Source organism: Flavobacterium frigidimaris, from assembly GCF_002217275.1.
In the GTDB taxonomy this organism is placed as follows: Bacteria; Bacteroidota; Bacteroidia; order Flavobacteriales; family Flavobacteriaceae; genus Flavobacterium; species Flavobacterium aquidurense.
Map to the genome: position 1 here is coordinate 57,524 of NZ_MUGV01000043.1, position 19,834 is coordinate 77,357.

Genomic DNA, 19,834 nt, shown 5'->3' on the forward strand with positions numbered 1-19,834 from the left:
ATTAAAAAATCACATTGAGTCCCAGTATAATCGAAGTTTGGGCAGGATAAGCGATAAAACTTGACAATTCAGGATCAATTCCTGAATAAGGTGTGGCGGTAAACAAGTTTTGTACATCGAGTGATAAGCGCAATGATTCAAATATTTTTTGATTTGGAAACATTTCTTTTGTCATTGTATAGCCTAAAGTAATATTTCGGCATTTTAAAAAATCTGCCTTCTCTCTAAAAAAACTACCGGTATAACTACCATAAGGATTTATTAAGCCACTCGGATTTTTTCCACTCGTATTATCAGAAGCCCAACGGTCTTTTACCATTTCAAGTGCATTCCAGCCAAAGGCTCCCATTTTACTTGATAAATCATATGCTACCGCTTTATCATCATTATATTTAAGTCGGTCAAACATGCCGTACATAAATATGTTTAGGTCAAACCTTTTGTATTTAAAAGTATTTCCAAATCCGTAAGTGTAACCCGGATCAGAATTCCCTAAATACGTCGCATCTGCTGAACTCAGTTTACCATCAGGTTTACCGGTAAGATTTCCGCTAGCATCGTATCCATTTAAATCTTTAACTTTTACCATTCCTGGTTTTAAGTTTGGCATTGCAGCAGGTACCGTTTCTCCAATTTGCAAAATTCCATCTGTCTGGTAACCGTAGATTGCTCTGATAGGATCGTTTAATCCAACATATTTTGGCAATGTTTTGGCCACCTCAGGATCTCTTTCTTTCCAAGTGTCTTTATAATGCGCAATATTAAAATCAGTAATCCAGCTAAAATGATCCGACTTAATATTGATTGTTTTTAAAGTAAATTCAAAACCCCTACTTTGTGTTTTTCCAATATTTGATGCCACACTACTTACTATTGAATAAGATGGCAATGGTTTGTAACTCAACAAATCAGATATCGTTTTATCATATACCTCAAAAGTTCCCGTGATACGGTCGTTAAATAAACCAAAATCCAGTCCAAGGTTAATCTCTTTTGCCGTTTCCCAGCTTAGTTCAGGGTTAGCAATCTGACTTTGATACACTCCGGTAGTCTGCGCATTTCCAAAAACATAATTTGCACCACCACCAGCTGCATAAAAGGCAAATGCATTTGCCCCAATATTACTATTACCCGTCGTTCCGTAACTTGCTCTTAACTTTAAAAATGAAATTACCGGTACTTTCTGCATAAACTCCTCATTCGATATTTTCCATCCTGCAGATACAGAAGGAAACCATCCGTATTTTTTATTTTCGGCAAAATTTGAAGAACCATCACGACGAATAGATCCCTGCAAAATATATTTTCCACGATAATCGTAACCTATTCTTCCAAAATAAGAAGCCCAGACTTGTTTATCTTTTGAGGATGCGACCGTTGGTTTTGGCGCTTCGCCCACCTGAAGACTATTCGATAAAAAACTATCGGTTAAAAATTGACTATTGCCTGCTGAAAAACCATCTCTTGAACGCACTTGATAAGAATATCCTAAAACACCATTTAAGTGATGATTTTCATTTAATGATTTTTTATAAGCCAACGTATATTCAGCTAAGCTGGTATTAGAATTGTATTCACTTATATTGGCAATACCGCCATTTCGTAATCCGTATAAAAAAGATTTTGGCATGTAAACGTTACGTTTTGTGTGGGATTGATCATAACTGAAATTTCCTTTTGCTTTCAGGTCTTTTATAATTTCCCACTCTGCATAACCACTGGTTAATAATCTGTTCAAAATAGTTTCATCAGTATTTTCTAAAAAAGAAAGTGGATTAGCTGAATTTTTATAATCCGGGTTTAACGGATAAGATCCATCAGCGGCTTGCAACTCTACAGTTGGAGGATGGTAAAATGCTGATAAAATTATTCCCGCATTTTCATTTTCTCCTGTACCCGTCGAAGCATTATCACTATACGATTTTGATTCTACTACATTGACACTAACTTTTAATTTGTTGGTAATCATTTGATCTAAATTGATACGTCCGCTGTATCTCTTATAGGAAGAGGTTTTAATGACACCCTCCTGATCCAGATAATTTCCGGAGATAAAATATTTAGTTTTTTCATTTCCTCCTGAAATAGATAAATCATGTTGTCTGATAAATCCGGACTGCGTGACCGCATCTATAGCGTTTCTGCCTGTTCCGGCATTGTCAATCTCGGACTGGGAAAATTTTGGGACAAAAGCGGGTGCAGAGGTAGGATCTGTTGTACCATATGGGGCAATTTTTTGATTTAAGAGATATTTCTCTTTTGTTATACGGTTTCTTTCTACCATATAATCCTGTTTGTTTAAAATATCATAAAAATCAGCTGGCTGTTGGTAGGCTCCCGTAAAGCCATAGCTAACCTTAGGATCTCCTTTTTTTCCTCTTTTGGTAGTAATCAAAATAACTCCTGCACCTGCTCGCGCGCCATAAATAGCGGCAGAGCTGGCATCTTTTAATACTTCAACAGATTCAACATCATTAGGATTAATAAAGTTTAACGGAGATCTGCTTACTCCCGCTCCAAAAGGAGTGCCACTTCCCGGCTCACTCGCCCCATCATCTATTGGTACACCATCCACCACATACAGTACACCATAGGATGCAAAAGAAGCATTTCCCCTAATTTGTACCGTCGGCGCAGCACCCGGTTGTCCGGAAGTTTGTGTAACGACCAGACCTGCCGCCCGCCCGCCTAAAGCCTGATCAATAGAAGTATTGGCTCCCTTCGGGATATCAGTTGTTTTTATTGTAGAAATGGCTCCGGTAACATCTTTTCTTTTTGTTGTACCGTATCCAATTACAACTACATCTTCCAGCTTTTGTCCCTCGTTTTTCAGAATAATCGTCATAGCGCCTGAACTAACAGGTACTTCTACTGTTTCCATACCTATAAAAGAGACAACCAAGCTGTTTATACTATCTGGTAATTCAATACTAAAACTTCCGTCAACATCTGTTTTTGCTACTATTGACGTACCCTTTCCTTTTATATTTGCTCCTGCTAAGGGTTGTCCTTTTTCATCAAAGACTTTACCGTTAATCTGTCTTTTTACGACACGGAGATTAGTGCTTGCTTTTGGTGTGTCCGGCCTTGTTATTAGCGAAATAGTTTTTCCCTGAATAACCCAGGTTACCGCAGTATTTTCAAAAATTTCTGCTAACACTTTTTCGACTGTCGCATTAACTAAATGAAGTGTCACTGGAGGAATTTCTTTTAAAATATTTACGTCATAAAAGAAAACATAATCTGTCTGTTCTTTAACAGTTGCTAATACCTTTTTTACAGGAACTTTTTTACCACTGTAGACAATTGTTTGTGATGACACACCAGCAGAAACCTGGAGTGTTAGAACTACAAAAAGTATGGTTGATAATTTCATAACTTTCCATGTTTTTGAATTAAGCCAATGGTTTTTTGGCTTGTACTTTGGTAATAATTTCATAGTTTAAAATGGTTTTGGTTGGTAATAAATTCTCCTTGCCTGGTTTCGTTTTCTATTTGTCATCAAATTTGGAAATGCTTCCAACATATGCCAAATTTGCTGAATACAACAAATAAAAAACTGTAAAATGATACAACTCTATATCATCTTACTTGCATTTAATTCATTCTTTTTTCATGGTTTTTTATATTGATTTTAATTTTGACTTTTAGCTAATATGACTTTTAAAAAATTGAAAAACGTACCTGTCTGCAGCCATTCAAAAAAGTATGATAAAACTTATTGCTTTTTCAGTTTAAACAGATGATAATCGGATGAATAATGAAAAGCACCATCAAAACCTGATGGCACTTTTCAACTTCCACAAACTAATATAAATCAATCTATTCTTAACCAATTTTAAAAAAAGAACAGACCATTTAAACCTTCAATTGCCAACAGATACATTTTAACGTTCTAAGGCTATCTTATATTATTATTATCTTTCTGACCAATACAGCCAGTATTTTATTTATCACGAATAAATAAGCATACAACTATGGGGTGGTTGCTATTCTGCCAATAATTCTTTACTTTTGTTTGTAATGGTTATTGCCTGATGATATATTCTCCTTGCTTGGTTAATTTTTGTCTGTCTCTTCCATAGTTTCTTTAATAAGAAACACTTACCAGCAATGCTTCCAACATCTGCTGGTTTTTTTATTTCCAACAAAAAAAGGCAGCACTTGATTTAAACATTAAACCCGGATTGTATATCGCAATTAAGGCATTACTGTTAAAACCTTTCCTTCAAGTTTAAAATGCACCTTGTTTTTTTCCAGTATTTTTAGAACCTGCGAAAGATTTAAGCTTCTTTCTATTTCACCCTCAAACTTTCTGGAGTCAACTCCTTTTTCAAAAACAACATCAACATCATACCATCGGCTTATTTGATCTAATACGACTTTAAGACTAGCATTTTCAAAGTAAAAAACTCCATTTTTCCAGCCCATCACTTCCTCCGTATTCACGTTGTTTTTGATTGTTATTACACCTGACTTATTGTGCTGCGCCTGTTGTCCGGGTTTCAACAAAACAGCTTTATTATTTTGATTAACTAAAATACTTCCTTCGAGTAAACTGGTCTTGACATTATCCTCATCTCCGTAAGCATTCACATTAAAATGCGTTCCTAATACCTTAATTCTAATATCATTTACAAAAACCCTGAAAGGTTTATTCTTATTTTTTGCCACTTCAAAATAGGCTTCTCCGGTAAGTTTTACATCTCTTGTTCCTGATGAAAATACTGTTGGAAAAGTAATAGAAGAAAACGCATTTAACCACACTTTTGTTCCGTCTGCCAATTGAAGGCTATATTGTCTGCTTTTAGGTGTAGTCATTGTGTTGTAAACTATTTCAGCATTTTTTCCTGCCTTATAGGTTAGGCCACCATTGGTTTTTGATACTACTGTATTGTTTTGATTTGTTAGCTGGCCGTTTTTAGAATCATCCAAAACTATTTTCTGTCCATTAGAAAGTGTCAGGATCGCTCCAGTTCTCCCTGGCTCGGCATCATTCATTATTTCTGAACTTTTTACAACTTGAGAAGCGGAATTCTTTTTTACTACCAGATAACTACCAATCCCTGCACATACTACTAAACTGGCCGCAACAGCAATTTTCCTCCACGGTAATCTGATTACTTTCACTTTATTCTTTGGCTTCAACGCTTGTTGTATAATTTTCCACCCTGCTTCTTTGTCAAATTTATACATCTTTCCAAGCTCTGTAGTAACCCATTCCTTGTTCTGAAAATTCTCAACTATTTTTTTATTGGCTTCAGAACTATTGATCCATTTTTCCAGAATATTTTTTTCATCTTTTGCTATTGTTCCATTTAGCAATTTTACAATGAGTTCATCTATTTCTGCACCTGAATATGACATAGGTTTCTAATTTTAAATTAGTAGTATAGCTAACACGTGGTAATTCTATTTTTAACTATGTAAAAAGAATATTTTCTTTAAATTTTAACATTTAAATTTAAAATATCAGAAAAAACGCAACTATTTGTAGTTTTTGATAATAGTAAAAGTTGATTCAATTTTTACTTAAAAAGAGGCTAATACAATCTAAAGAGATTCAAAAAAAAGATCTTGGAACAGAAAAAATATTATAAACCGGATTCGTTTTTAAAGAAGGCAGATAACAGTAGTTCAATGAATAAAAGCGATAAGTAGACATCTTCCTGACGTACCGCGGAACGAATTATTTTGAGCGCTTTTGTTTTTTGATTTAAAACAGTTTGTGGACTAATACCCATTTCTTCTGCAATTACCGCGGTACTTTTACCCTCTATAAAAATAGCTTTAAAAACTTGCTTACATTGTTTTGGTAAATTCTCTATTTCAATATAAATGGCTTGCAAAACTTTAGCCGTTAGTATTTCCTGCTCTAATAAATTTTCGTTCATTTCTCCTCTTGAAGAAAATTGATCGTTTGATTTTTGTTGCTGTTTCTCTTTTCTTAAAAAGTCGATACAGGCATTTTTAGAAGCAGTAAAAAGAAAAGCTTTTATTTCCGGCAGGCTATTAAAGTCCTTTTTCTTTTGCAGCAATTTTAAAAATATTTCAGTTGAAATATCCTCAGCTTCCTGCGCATGCTGAATAATTTTTTGATTAAAATAACATAGAGAACGGTAATGTGTATCATACAATTTCCTAACAGCGATTTCATCACCATTTTTAAATCCCTCCAGATCTATGTTATTCTTTGCAATCAAAATTGGGCGTTTTATACTGTTAAGATGAAGTTCTAAACCAAAAATAAACAAATTTTAATAAGAAGCAAGTGTACTATTTAAAATCAAATCGATTTGATGTTATTGTTTTTTTACTAGTTAGAATGCGATAAATAAAAGAAAGACAGTCCAATAAAGACTGCCTTCCGTTTACTAAAATGTATTATTCCTTATAATAATTTGCTCCCCAAATCGTATATCGTTTTTTCATAGTTTCAATTTTAGTTTGAAACCCGGACCAGTTTTTATTTTCTTTTGAAGACCATAGTACTTCACTTAAAGCACTCAAACGTGGAAATATCATATACTCTACTTTAGCAGGATTTGCCATATATTCTGTCCATACATTTCCCTGAGCCCCTAAAACGTATTTTGCTTGTTGTTCGTTTAATTCCTTCGGAATTGGCTCATAACTATACACTGTTTCTATTGGTAAATAACCTCCAATGGTTACTTCTTTTTCATTTTTGGTTTGAGAATGATCCAGATAAACGTGGCTTCCGGGTGTCATGATAACCTGATGGTTTTCTTTTGCGGCTGCAATTCCGCCTTCTTCACCTCTCCAGCTCATTACTACAGCATTTGGAGCAAGACCACCTTCTAAAATTTCATCCCAGCCAATTAGTGTTCTTCCTTTTCCATTAATGTATTTTTCCATTCGCTGAATAAAGTAGCTCTGAAGACCGTGCTCGTCTTTCAAGCCTTTTTCTTTTATTAATTGCTGACAAAATTCGCTTCTTTTCCAGGCATCTTTAGGAGCTTCATCACCACCAACATGAATGTATTTTGAAGGAAACAACAGCACTACTTCATCAATAACATCCTGCAGAAACTTAAAAGTATATTCACTTGGAACATAAACATCAGAATGAACGCCCCAGGTTTCCTGAACAATTTTATTTCTTCCGTTAGCCATTTCTTCTTTACTCTTAGCTGAAATCATAGTATCAGGAAGCTTTGTTTTCTCATTCGGAAAACAGCTCAACTCCGGATAAGCAGCGATAGCGGCACCACCATGTCCGGGCATTTCAATTTCAGGAATCACCGTAATAAATCGGTCTGAAGCATATTTAACGATATCTTTTACTTCTTCCTGCGTATAAAAACCACCTTCCGGTGTATTATCGCTTCCTTTACCCGGATAACTACCAATGATACTTCCGTTTCTCTTAGAACCAATTTCAGTAAGTTTAGGGTATTTTTTGATTTCGATTCTCCATCCCTGATCTTCCGTTAAATGCCAATGAAAATAATTCATTTTGTGCAATGCCAGATAATCAATGTATTTTTTTACAAAGGCAACCGGGAAATAATGACGTCCAACATCCAGCATCGCTCCTCTGTAAGCAAAACGAGGTTCATCCTGTACCTCTACCGCTGCAATAGCAAGACTTTTGCTTTTTTCAACAGGCAGTAATTGAATAAGGGTTTGCATTCCGTAGAAAGTTCCTATGGCCGCATTACCAGTAATTTCAACACCATTTTTATCTGATTTCAAAGTGTAACCTTCACTTTTAAGTCCGTCAATGTTCGTTTTGCTTGTTAATTTGATGTAATTTTTGCTTGCTTTTTTAGTAACAGGCAATACAAAGCCATAATAATTAGACAAATAACCATTCAAAAAAGCAGCCGTAGCGTTATCTTCTTTATTGGTAACGATCAAACTTGTTTGTGAAGTAATCACAAAATTTCCGGTATTCCTCACAACTTTTACAGGCTGCGGAATAATATTTACTTCTTGTGCAAACGACAATGTCGTGCATAAAAGAAGCGAAAAGAAAAATGACTTAACCATATTTATTATTTAATTAAATTATTATTAAAACTAAAAAACCTCGGTGTGTACGATAACACCTTAAGTACAATTTATAATAAATTTACTTAATACATAGAAACATCGATTTTTAAGCTTAAAAACCTACGTTTCTATGTCATATAACTAATTTCACCCAAAGGGTTACGTTACTCTATTTTGTATAAGCTACCGCAGTTTGTTTACTAGTACCCAAACCTTCAATCCCTAATTCGACAACATCTCCTGCTTTAAGATAAATTGGATCTGGCTTAATTCCCAAACCAACTCCCGGAGGCGTTCCTGTACTGATGATATCACCAGGAAGCAAAGTCATAAACTGACTTAAATAGTGCAATAAAAATGGAATTTTGAAAACCAGATTCAACGTGTTACTGTCCTGGAATTTTTTACCGTTTACAGTCAGCCACATCGACAAATTATCAACATCTTTTACTTCCTCTTTGGTTGCCAAAAAGGGTCCAAGCGGGGCGAATGTATCACTTCCTTTTCCTTTTGCCCATTGACCACCACGCTCTAATTGAAACGCTCTTTCACTGTAATCATTAAGCAAAGCATATCCTGCAACATAATCCAAAGCTTCTGCTTCTTCTACGTAACTTGCTTTTTTACCTACTACAAATGCCAGTTCCACTTCCCAGTCTGTTTTTTCACTGTTTTTTGGGATGATCAAATCATCATCCGGTCCACATAAAGAAGTTGTTGATTTAAAAAAGATGATCGGTTCTGTTGGTATCGGTGCACCAGTTTCCTTGCAATGATCTACATAATTCAGTCCGATACAAATTATTTTTGAAGGTCTCGCCACTGGAGAACCTAAACGTACATTGGCATCCACTTCTGGTAAAGTCGGATTACTGTCTAATGCTTTTTGTAATTTCTCTAAACCATTTTCTTCAAAAAAACTTTCGTTAAAATCTGTTACAATTGACGAAACATCATACCTTTTTTCACCAATTAAAACTCCCGGTTTTTCTTTTCCTATTTCTCCAAAACGTATTAATTTCATTTTTTCTTTTTTTTTAAAGGTTCTGAGGTGCTAAGGTTCTGAGGTTCTAAGTTTTTTTATCTTAGCATCTTAGTACCTTAGTACCGTTTTAAATTATTTATTTTTCTTTTTTTTTAAGGTTCTGAGGGACTAAGATTCTCAGGTTCTAAGTCCAAAAAAACCTTAGAATCTTAGTCCCTCAGAACCTTAGCCCCTTTTCCTAATTATTTAACTTAATAAACCCTCCGTCGATTGGGTAATCACTACCTGTGATAAATCCGGCTTCGTCGCTGCATAGGTATAAAGCTAATGCTGCGATTTCATCTGGTTTTCCCATTCTTCCTATTGGTTGTGACTGGGATAATTTTTCGAACATTTCTTCTTCTTTACCAGCGTAATTTTTCGAAATAAAACCATCGACAAAAGGTGTATGAACCCTTGCTGGTGAAATAGAATTACAACGAATATTTTCTTTGATATAATCTTTTGCTACAGATAAAGTCATGGCCATAACGGCTCCTTTTGCTGTAGAATAAGCAAATCGATCCGGAATTCCAACCCAGGCTGCAATAGACGCCATGTTGATAATAACACCGCCATTTGAAAGTCGGAATTGTGGAATCGCGGCAAACAAACAATTGTAAACTCCTTTTACATTTACCTCCATAACACGATCAAAATCGGCTGCTGGTGTAGTATCTACTTTTCCAACATGCGCGATTCCGGCGTTATTTATCAGAATGTTGATGTTGCCAATTTTTTCAAATGTTGCTAAAACTTCTTCCTGGTTTGCCACATTACAGGCATGCGAAACTACTTTTCCCCCATTAGCTTTTATTTCTTCCACAGCCGCTTGAGCACTTTCTTCTGTTAATTCGATAATATGAACTTCAGCCCCCTGTTTAGCAAATAAAACCGAAATGGCCTTCCCTATTCCGCTACCACCACCAGTAACAACCGCTTTTTTATTTTGTAATGAAAACATGTGTTTTTATTTTAAATTTTATAATTACAGAGAAACTCCTCTTTTCCACGGAATAAAATCATCCTGGTTTAATAAAACGGCCTTTGGAATAATTTCACCACTTGCTGCTTTAATACAATATTCCAAAATATCTTCACCCATTTCTTCAATAGATTTCTCTCCGCTAATAATCGGACCACAATCGATATCAATAATATCGCTCATTTTTTGGGCTAAAATAGAATTGGTAGCTACCTTAATAACAGGACAAACCGGATTACCTGTTGGAGTTCCTAATCCCGTTGTGAACAATATTAAAGTCGCTCCGGACGCGGCTTTACCCGTTGTCGCTTCAACATCATTTCCTGGTGTGCAAACCAAACTTAAACCTGATTTTGTTGCTGGTTCTGTATAATCTAAAACATCAACTATTGGTGCTGTACCTCCTTTTTTAGCTGCTCCTGCGCTTTTTATCGCATCAGTTATTAATCCGTCTTTGATATTTCCCGGAGATGGATTCATATGAAATCCTGAACCCACTTTATGTGCCAATGCATCGTAAGATTGCATTAAATCAATGAATTTTTTAGCAACTGGTTCTGAAATACAACGATCAATTAAATTCTGTTCTACTCCACATAATTCAGGGAATTCAGCCAGTAAAACTTTACCACCTAAAGCCACCAATAAATCGGAAGTATAACCCACAGCAGGATTGGCAGAAACGCCACTAAAACCATCACTTCCTCCACACTTAACCCCTAAACATAATTCACTTAATGGTGCCGGAGCCCTTTCTTGTTTGTTGATTTCGATTAATCCTTCAAATGTTTTTTTAATGGCATCCGCAATCAATTGTTCTTCACTTTTTGACTGTTGCTGTTCAAAAATAAAGAGCGGTTTATCAAAGGAAGGATTTTGCTTTTTTACATCATTTGTAAAATCCTGTACCTGCAAATGCTGACATCCTAAACTTAAAACTGTTATTCCCGCTACATTTGGATGATTTGCGTAGGAAGCCAATAATGCACTCAATGTCGAAGCATCCTGACGCGTACCTCCGCAACCTCCCTGATGGTTTAAGAATTTGATTCCGTCTACATTTTTAAAAACCTTATTTTCAGTATGATCCGGTGTCAGTTGTACATCAATTGCATCCAGACTGTCCCCTTTTTTATAGGCTTCAAGTAACTGATGTGTATACTGCGTATATTTATCACTTACTGAATAGCCTAACTCATTATGTAAAGCTTCGCGTATTACATCTAAGTTTCGGTTCTCACAAAATACCGTTGGTACAAATAACCAATAATTGGCTGTTCCAAAGCGACCATCACTTCTTTTATATCCTTTAAAAGTCCTGTCTTTATACTTTGAAACATCTGGTGCCTGCCATGTAAAATCAACATTACGATATTGATACGGTTCTGCAGCATGCTTAAGATTTTCTGTTGTCATCAGACTTCCTTTTGCAACATCCTTTTGCACTTTTCCAACCAAAACACCATACATAATAATCTCTGCTCCCGCTTTCAAATCGGAAGTATAAAATTTATGTTTTGCCTTAATAGTGTCCTGCAGGATAAAAGTCTCCTTCTCAAAAGTGACACTTTCTCCTTTTGTCAAATCCGTTAAAGCCACCAGCACATTATCGTCCGGATGCATTTTTATTACCAACCTTTTAACTCCGATTTCTAACATAGTATATAAATAGAATTTATGCTTTATTTGTTTTATGTCCATTAAAGGCGAACAATAGTATTACTGAAAAACAGATCAGCGGAACTATATAACCATTCTGAATACTTCCGGTAACATCTGAAATATATCCTAAAACCGGAGGCAGTAAAGCTCCCCCAACTATTGACATTACAATCAGGGAAGATCCTATTTTTGTGTTATGACCGAGTCCGTCAATTCCCATTGAAAAAATAGTAGGGAACATGATACTCATAAAAAATGCAATTGTGATTAAAGTATAAACTACTAACATTCCCGTTCCGAGTATGGCTATTATTGATAAAATCATTGTAATGATCGAATAAATAATCAATAGTTTTCTTGGTTGTATGTATTGCATGAAAAATGTTCCTGCGAAACGGCCTAACATAAATGCCAAACCATAAAAACCTAAATATTTGGCTGCGATATCTTCACCTAAACCTGCCGAAGTAGTAGCCATTTTGATAAAAAAACTACCCACGCAAACCTGTGCTCCAACATAAAAGAATTGTGCTAAAATTCCCCATCTCAAACGCATCGATTTTAAGGCACCTGCAAAACTAGCCCCGTCAACTCCTTCTTTGTCTTCGTCTTTTACATCGGGCATATTAGTGAAATAAAAAACTACGGCTACTGCTAAAATGATTAGTCCTAATATTAAATAAGGCATTTTTACACTTGCCGCTTCTTCTAAAACATGCGCGTGTAATGCTGCAGGTGTCATGGCATCTAATTCAACCTGAGTTAAATTTTTTCCGGACAGGATCATCGGTCCAACATAGGCTGGCGCAATAAAGGCCGCTAATCCGTTAAATGACTGTGAAAAATTCAATCTCTTAGTCGCTGTTTCAGATGGTCCTAAGATGGTTACATAAGGATTTGCTGCTGTTTCCAAAAACGTAAGTCCACAAGCAATAACAAACAAAGCTCCCAAAAAATAAATATATTGCAGTGAATTCGCAGCAGGAACAAACAAAATGGAGCCAATACCAAATAGTACCAATCCGATCATGATACCCGATTTATAACCATATTTTCTCATGATATAACCGGCAGGCAAAGCCATAACAAAATAGGCTATAAAAACAGAGGAATCAATTAAAGAAGATTCCAGGTCGGAAAGATTAAATGCTTTTCTCAGATGCGGAATAAGTATCGGATCTAAGTTGTGTACAAATCCCCAGAAAAAGAACAAACTGGTTACCAAAATAAAAGGAAACAACCACTTTTTGTTTTGTTTGGAACTCACATCCTCTTTAATATTTACCTGAGTTATTAATGCCATACGGTTTTTATTAAATTCATACATTTTTAGGAATATAAAAATATAATAACTGCAGTATAATAATTAATTCAAAATTACCCTTGTTTAATTAGTAATTATCTTTTTTTAGAAAAATAAGAACAAATCAAAAATGTGTATATAAAAAAGCCCGGAAAAACATTTTCAGTTAGTACTAATACTATTTTTCCGGACGGATTCCTTTTAAAAATTTATTCTGCAGAATAAGGTCTGTCTTTAGCAGAAACTCCCCAGCTTTTAGAAGGCTTATCTCCCATAGTAAAAATCAATTCTCCACCTTTCATAATGTCCGAATGAAGCAGATAACTTTTTGTATATGCTTTTCCGTTTAAAGTTGCTTTTTGAATGTAGATATTTTTTGGACTGTTGTTTAGGGCTTTCACCGTAAAACTTTTCCCATCAGCTAAATTCAATACAGACTCCTCCATGCTTGGACTGCCGATAACATAAATTCCGTTGAAAGGATTTACAGAATACATTCCCAAAGCACTCCAAATATACCAGGCTGACATTTGCCCAACATCTTCGTTTCCGCACAATCCGTCTGGTTTATCGCTGTATAGATTATCAACGATATACCGTACTTTTTCTGCTGTTTTCCAGGGTTGTCCAACAAAATTATACAGATAGGTAATATGATGACTTGGCTCGTTTCCGTGTGCGTATTGACCGATCAAACCTGTAATGTCACTTGAAGCTTCAGCTCCCATATCGCCTTTCACAGTAAACAAATTATCCAGTTTATTGGTGAACGTTTTTTCTCCTCCTAACATGGCGATCAATCCTTCCACATCGTGAGGCACTAACCAGGTGTATTGCCATGCATTTCCTTCGGCAAAATCATCTTTCATATGTGCCGATTTAAAAGGGTCGAAAGGCGTTCTCCATTGCGTATCACTTACTTTTCCACGCACAAAAGTTGTCGGGGCATCGTAATATTTTTTATAGGCTTTTGAGCGTTTGAAGAAGTAATTGTAATCTTCCGTTTTGCCCATTTTCCTAGCCATCATGGCAATTGCACCATCAGAGATCGCATATTCCATTCCGATAGCAACCGATTCTCTCAAACTATCTCCCGGAATATAACCGATTTTTTTCACGAAGTTCAATCCGCGATCGTCCTGCATTGCCGTTGCTTTTACGGCTTCAAAAGCTAACTCTGCGTTAATGCCTTTTATACCTTTCAAATAAGCGTCAACAACAATCTGAATAGCACTATTTCCAGGCATACAATAGGTTTCATTCCCCATCAGATGCCACACCGGAAGATGTCCTGTTTCCTGATAAATGGCCAACATCGAATTGACCATATCTGAAACTTTTTCGGTTTGTGTTAAAGTAAACAAAGGGTTTGCTCCTCTGTAAGTATCCCACAGAGAAAAAGTGGTCAAATTTGTAAATCCTGCCGCTTTATGAACCTGTTTGTCGGAACCATAATAATCACCATTACTGTCATTATAAGTAGACGGTGCAATCATCGTGTGATATAAGGCTGTGTAGAAAGTCTTCAATTTGGCAACATCATTAGATTTTACCGAAATTTTATTCAATTCTTTATTCCATTTTTCGTTAGCCTGAGTAACTACCTTTTCAAAGTTCCAGTCTGGGATTTCTTTTTTAATGTTCATTAAAGCATTTTCCATACTCACAGCTGAGATTCCGACTTTAATTTTGATCACTTCCTCTTTTGAAGTTGAAAACTGAAGCACCGCTTTGGCACTATCACCCAAAACCACTTTGTTTATCATCTCTTTTGTACTGTTATACAATTGGATTTTTTTTGCCGGTTTTGATAAGATCGCTGCAAAATAAATGCGTTGATCATTTGCCCAGCCTTTTGAGAAACGATAACCTTCAATCAAAGTATCATTTTTTACACGGATGTAAGTATCAACCGCTTTATCCCAGCCAATTCCTTCTACCAAATCTAAAATGACATGTGATTTATCTGAAGCAGGAAAAGTATATTTTTGAAAACCCACTCTTTCAGAAGCCGTCATTTCAGCTTTAATTCCGTTTTTCTTCAAAATAACCGAATAATAGCCTGGTCTTGCTATTTCATCTTTATGATCAAAACCGGAAATATATCCGTTTTCCATGTCTTTGGCAGTTCCTTTTTTTAAGTTGATTTTACCAACCGCCGGCATAAAAAGAAAATCACCAAGATCACCAATTCCGGTGCCGCTTAAATGCGTATGCGAAAATCCGATAATAGTTGGATCAGAATAATGATAACCTGAACACCAGTCCCAACCTTGTGAAATATTCACCGGCCCTAACTGAACCGCCCCAAAAGGAACATTGGCCCCCATGAAAACATGCCCGTGAAATCCAGTTCCTATAAATGGATCTACATACTGCGTTAAATTTTGCTTAGAAACCTGACTGTACAATTGCAGCGTACAAACCCCTAAAATTGCAAAAAATGCTGATTTAAATTTTCTATTCATTTTCTTCTGTGATTTTATAAAAGAGCAAAGCGATAAAATCTTGCCTCTTGCTTCTTTATTCTATTCTCTATTTTCTATGTTCTATTCTCTACTTCCCAATCTCAAAACCCGTTTCCAACATCACATCTCTGGAATTCGAGCCAATTCTCACTTTATATTGTCCTTCATAAATTTTAAACTGTTTCTTAGTATCATCCCATTTTTGAAGTTCTGACAATGGAATTTCTAGTGTAATTGTTTTTGAATTCCCTTTAGCAATTGATACTCTTTTAAAAGCCTTTAGTTCTTTCAATGGCATTCTGTCTATATTTGGATATTCAATATAAACCTGAGCTACTTCATCAGCATCATAATTACCCGTATTTTCAATTTTAATTTGCATTGAAATTTTATCAGAAGTCGTTTTGATATTCTCTGGTTTTTGAACCCAATTGTATTCAAAAGTCGTATAACTTAAACCGAAACCAAAAGGATATTGAACTGCTTTATCGAAATAACGATACGTTCTGCCGGCCATTGCATAGCTATTATAATCAGGTAAGTCACTGAAAGATTTATAAAAACTAATTGGTAAATGTCCTGATGGCGAAACTTTTCCAAAAATTAGATTTGCTAAAGCTGTTCCGCCTTGTTCTCCCGGATACCACGCAAAAACAATAGCATCAACATAAGGCTCAATTGCCGAAATATCGACAGCACTTCCTCCGGTGATTACTGCCACAAGAGGCGTTTTGGTTCCTTTTCGAAGTGCTTTAATGTAGGCAATATGCGAAGCTGGCAAATCCATATTTTTTCTGTCTCCTTTTCCATCAGCCAAAAAAGCATCGCCTTCTTCGCCTTCATACACAGGTGTAAAACCAATTACAGCAATAGTCAAATCGGCCATAGAAGCCGCCCAAACTCCACCAAAATTGGTTGTATCGGTAAAGTCACAACCCATATCGTATTCTACTCGAGTGTCAGGATCAACAGCGCCTGCAATTCCTTCAACAAAATTTACGGCTTTATCTGTTATTCCGTGATAATTCCCTAGCAAAGCATCCAAAGAACCAGCATTTGGCCCTACTATCATCAGTGATTTATAATTTTCTTCTTTCAGAGGCAGTAACTTTGTTTTCTTCTCACCTACTTCTCCATTTTTCAACAAAACCATACTTTGCTCGGCCATTTTTCGGCTAAGATTTCTGTGATACGAATTCGCTATACTGTCTATGCCATATTTTCGATACGGATTGTCTTCCGGTTTGTCATAAAACCCTAATTTGAACTGGGTGCGTAAAGTTGGAGCCAACGCATTATCAATGTCTTTGGTAGTAATCAATTTCTGGTTTAAGGCATTGATCGCATCTTTCTGCAACAATCCGCTGCAATCCATATTCACGCCTCTTTTTATAGCTTCGGCCGCAACGGCTACACTGTTTGGCAATGTTTTATGGCCTTCGTAAATATCCTGTAATGCCCAACAATCGGTCACTACATGTCCGCCAAATTTCCATTCTTTTCTTAGAATATCCTGCAATAATGTTTTTCCGGTACAGCAAGGTTCAGAATTCACTCTATTGTAAGCACACATTACGGTTTCCACTTTAGCATCAACCAATTTTTTAAAGGCATACAAATAGGTTTCTCTCAAATCTTTTTCATCAACAATAACATCGATAGAATGTCTGGTTTTTTCAGGCCCGCTGTGCACGGCAAAATGTTTGGCACAGGCTGCTGTTTTCATGTATTTCGGATCTGTTCCCTGCAAGCCTTTAATGTAAGCTGTTCCCATTTTTCCGGTAAGAAAAGGATCTTCACCATAGGTTTCCTGCCCTCTTCCCCAACGCGGATCTCTGAAAATATTGATATTTGGTGACCAGAAATTCAATCCCATGTATTGCAAACGACGGTCTTTGGCAACCGCCATATTGTTCTTGGCTCTGGCTTCGGTAGAAATTGCGTTTGCCACTTCATTCAACAAATCATCATTAAAGGAAGCCGCCATTCCAATAGCCTGTGGAAAAACAGTTGCTTTACCCGCTCTTGCTACTCCGTGTAAAGATTCGTTCCACCAATTGTATTGTGGAATATCCAGTCTTTTCACTGCTTTGCTTTCAAATCCTAACAAAGAAATTTTCTCTTCCGTAGTTAATTGTTTCAATAGATCTTCTACCCTTTTATCAAAGGATAGATTTTGATTTTTATAAGGAAATGCTTTTTGCTGGCCTTGTAGCATGCTTATGCCAAAACAAAAAATCAGTATATATCTGTAGCTTTTTGAAAAATTCATTATGCATTTAAATTACATTAGTACTAAAACGATAGCAACACTTTTATTTAACGGGATCACAAAAACACTTTGGTCTGTTTTCTGCTAAATTTATATTCTTTAAAAATTGAAAGATATAGGGACTTCCAATTATATATTAATTCAATATTATCTTTGTTTAATCAGTATTTACCTTTCGATAAAACAAACCGGTGTTATTTTCTATTACAATTCAAAAATTTTTATCTTAGCTTTTGAGAAAAAAAGTAACTCAGATAATCCCCTGTTTCTTAATTCATAATAACATAAAACAATGGAAACTGAATTTTATTGGCTTTTTAATTAAATCGATTTAGTAAAATAACGAAACCTCTTTTAATTTACCAAAATAACCTTTCAGTTTTTGTCTAAGAACTGATAAATAAAACCACAACATGAAGAAAATTTTATTTACATTTTTAACCTTTTGCTTAATCACCATATCATTTGCACAAAAGACTCCAAAAGCGATTAAAGTTACGTACCAAAGAAGTTCTAATGGAAAAGTAATTCCTAATCAGGATCCGCTGTTTTTATACGCTTCTAAGGATTTAAGTTTAATCACAACAGATAAAATTCTGCAACAGAAAGCAAATCTTCCGTTTGAACAGACTTTTGTTACTTTTAATTCCAAAACTATTTCGCAACTGGCGAACTTAAAAGGAAACAAATCGATTCTTACTCACGACACTGAAGCTTTGGAAAAACAGAAATTTGAGTTCACAGCCGAAACCAAAAAAATCCTCAATTTTACCTGTAAAAAAGCAATTATTGTTGTAAACTCCAATAAAATCGAAATTTGGTATACCACTGAATTGGGACTAAAAGGTGGGCCAAGTACTCTGGGACAGGATTTAGGTTTGGTTCTGGAAACCATTCGTAATGGGAATAGTGCATTAACAGCTACAAAAATTGAGACTTTAAAAACAATTCCATCTCTTCTAGCTATACCAAATGTTCCGGAAGCAGATCAATTAACTTATAAAGATTTGTTGTGGAAAAGTCGTTTTGTAAATATTTCTGTTTTCAATAAAGAGCAAATTAATTTTGTTGAAGGTGCAAAATCGAATGACAGTATTTTTAGATATGCGAGCGGAACTGTAATTGTTCGGAAAGTAAAATTTCCCGAAATTAAAAAAGGAAGTTCTGTTTATGTTGATGTTACACAACAATCTAACGGCGATGCATATGACAGAACTGGTTCCGTATTTATGATTCCGATGGATAAAAAAGCATCTTTTTTGGATGGATTAAAAAACGGAGTCAACACATTGCCATTTTATGAAAATGGAAATGGCAAAAAATATCAGGGTGTTGTCGCAACAAATGACTACGCACCGTTGCTGGAATTGATGCGTTTCTTTACTCCTTTTGGCGTAAAGCATTTTAACTATTTAGAACAAAAAAATAAGGTTTGGCAGGATAGTGTTTTCTATCGCCAGGAAATTTCTTTATTACAGTCAAAATTGAGTAATCAGGAAGTGTATATCGGTATGTTTATTGGGAATTACGATGCAGGCGGGCACAAGGCAAGTTTGAATATTTCGATTCACCAAGGCGAAGACAACAATCCTAAAGGCGATTTTATTTTACCTCTTTTCAATACACTGAACGTAATGGAAATGGCAGGACAAGAATATGCCACCATGTTTGACAACGAAAAAGGACTGGAAATGTCTTTTGAAGTACCGGAAGGTTATAAAAATTTCAAATTGAGCTATACTACAACTGGTCACGGAGGCTGGGAAAATGGTGATGAATTTTTACAGAAAAAAAATACTATTCTTATTGACGGAAAAGAAGTATTTGGATTCACACCCTGGCGCACTGATTGTGGTTCGTACCGTTTGAGTAATCCAGCCTCAGGAAATTTTGGCAGCGGACTATCCTCATCCGATTTAAGTCGTTCTAACTGGTGCCCGGGAACAACAACTAATCCCAATCTTATTGATTTAGGAAATCTTTCACCAGGAAAACATACTATACGCGTTTCCATTCCTCTTGGAAAACCAGAAGGAACCAGCAGTAGCGCCTGGAATGTCTCTGGTTTTTTAATTGGAGAAAAATAAACCACAACTAAAAC

Annotated in this window: 11 protein-coding genes; 1 reads left to right on the plus strand and 10 read right to left on the minus strand. The window is 35.7% G+C overall.

The window, feature by feature from the left end; all coding sequences use genetic code 11:
- Nucleotide 1 precedes the first annotated feature (1 nt).
- The 10 genes from B0A65_RS21040 to B0A65_RS21085 all read right to left on the minus strand — a co-directional run bounded on the left by B0A65_RS21040 (nt 2) and on the right by B0A65_RS21085 (nt 17,679).
- Nucleotides 2-3,376: a TonB-dependent receptor gene (locus B0A65_RS21040; protein ID WP_074663823.1), complete on the minus strand. Its 3,375-nt coding sequence runs from the start codon at nt 3,374-3,376 to the stop codon at nt 2-4.
- A gap of 824 nt (nt 3,377-4,200) precedes the next feature.
- Entirely contained in the window at nt 4,201-5,367 is a 1,167-nt protein-coding gene (locus tag B0A65_RS21045; protein WP_074663803.1) for a FecR family protein, read from the minus strand.
- Nucleotides 5,368-5,594: 227 nt separating this feature from the next.
- Nucleotides 5,595-6,203, minus strand: a complete 609-nt coding sequence (locus tag B0A65_RS21050) for an RNA polymerase sigma-70 factor (protein WP_207556473.1) — start codon at nt 6,201-6,203, stop codon at nt 5,595-5,597.
- A gap of 181 nt (nt 6,204-6,384) precedes the next feature.
- Entirely contained in the window at nt 6,385-8,016 is a 1,632-nt protein-coding gene (locus B0A65_RS21055) for a beta-N-acetylhexosaminidase (protein ID WP_074663809.1), read from the minus strand.
- 172 nt (nt 8,017-8,188) lie between these two features.
- A complete protein-coding gene (locus B0A65_RS21060; protein ID WP_074663812.1) occupies nt 8,189-9,043 on the minus strand; it encodes a fumarylacetoacetate hydrolase family protein in 855 nt (284 codons plus the stop codon).
- A 199-nt stretch (nt 9,044-9,242) separates the two neighbouring features.
- The gene (locus B0A65_RS21065) at nt 9,243-10,007 is read right to left on the minus strand and encodes an SDR family NAD(P)-dependent oxidoreductase (protein WP_089069662.1); all 765 of its coding nucleotides are present in this window, start codon (nt 10,005-10,007) and stop codon (nt 9,243-9,245) included.
- Between the two features lie 24 nt (nt 10,008-10,031).
- Nucleotides 10,032-11,687 carry a UxaA family hydrolase gene (locus tag B0A65_RS21070; RefSeq protein ID WP_074663363.1) on the minus strand — a complete coding sequence of 552 codons (1,656 nt, stop codon included), beginning with the start codon at nt 11,685-11,687 and terminating at the stop codon, nt 10,032-10,034.
- Between the two features lie 16 nt (nt 11,688-11,703).
- A complete protein-coding gene (fucP, locus tag B0A65_RS21075) occupies nt 11,704-12,993 on the minus strand; it encodes an L-fucose:H+ symporter permease (protein ID WP_083370527.1) in 1,290 nt (429 codons plus the stop codon).
- Nucleotides 12,994-13,202: 209 nt separating this feature from the next.
- Nucleotides 13,203-15,461 carry a GH92 family glycosyl hydrolase gene (locus tag B0A65_RS21080; RefSeq protein ID WP_074663144.1) on the minus strand — a complete coding sequence of 753 codons (2,259 nt, stop codon included), beginning with the start codon at nt 15,459-15,461 and terminating at the stop codon, nt 13,203-13,205.
- A gap of 88 nt (nt 15,462-15,549) precedes the next feature.
- Nucleotides 15,550-17,679 (minus strand): glycoside hydrolase family 3 N-terminal domain-containing protein, encoded by a 2,130-nt coding sequence (locus tag B0A65_RS21085; RefSeq protein ID WP_089069663.1) that lies wholly within the window; start codon nt 17,677-17,679, stop codon nt 15,550-15,552.
- Between the two features lie 467 nt (nt 17,680-18,146).
- Here B0A65_RS21085 and B0A65_RS21090 point away from each other — a divergent pair, with 467 nt between their 5' ends.
- Nucleotides 18,147-19,820, plus strand: a complete 1,674-nt coding sequence (locus tag B0A65_RS21090) for a GLPGLI family protein (RefSeq protein WP_074663153.1) — start codon at nt 18,147-18,149, stop codon at nt 19,818-19,820.
- Nucleotides 19,821-19,834: the final 14 nt, after the last annotated feature.